This is a genomic window from Porphyromonas gingivicanis JCM 15907 (assembly GCF_000614585.1).
Taxonomy (GTDB): Bacteria; Bacteroidota; Bacteroidia; order Bacteroidales; family Porphyromonadaceae; genus Porphyromonas; species Porphyromonas gingivicanis.
In genome coordinates, this window is the sequence record NZ_BAKX01000030.1 from 1 (window position 1) to 589 (window position 589).

1 pseudogene is annotated in these 589 nt (G+C 47.2%); it reads right to left on the minus strand.

Going from position 1 to position 589, the window contains the following annotated elements:
• A pseudogene (locus JCM15907_RS11855) lies at window positions 1-407 on the minus strand (hypothetical protein); the annotation flags it as partial.
• Window positions 408-589 lie beyond the last annotated feature (182 nt).

Sequence of the window (589 nt, forward strand, 5' to 3'; positions counted from 1 at the left end):
CCCGAAACGAAGAGGGAGCCAGCACGGCCCTCACGACTTCTATTTATTGCAGTCAAGGTCCCATTTTCCCAAAGCACGGCATTCCTTCTGCCGTTATACACCTCTACTCCTGCCACATAAACATCCTTGCCCGAAACTACAACGGAGGAAGCATAAGAGAGGGGTCCTTCGAGTGGTAGCGTCGAAGGCACTCCATTCACCCAAAGCGTAGCTTTATTATCTATGTGTCCTGCCACGTAAACGTCGTAGACATACTCCTTGGGCTTAGGGTCGGGGCGGGGATTGGGGCGTGGGTCGGGAATTGGCGTGGGAGGAGGAGGTGGCGGAGTGGGATCATCACGCTTACAGCCTATCGCCAGTACTGTCATAAAGGCGAAGGCAATACATACAAACTTTGACTTTCTCATACTGATATTACAATTATACGTTACTAATTAAAACCATTCATCTATCTCTTTATTCCGAAGTCTTATCTGGATTTCCGTTCCCAAAGCAGGGTAAAAAAGATGGAGAGACTCCGAATACAACCTAAACCATTACAACGCTTTGTAAACTATTGTTACTGCGAATGTAGCACTTTATCGGAGAA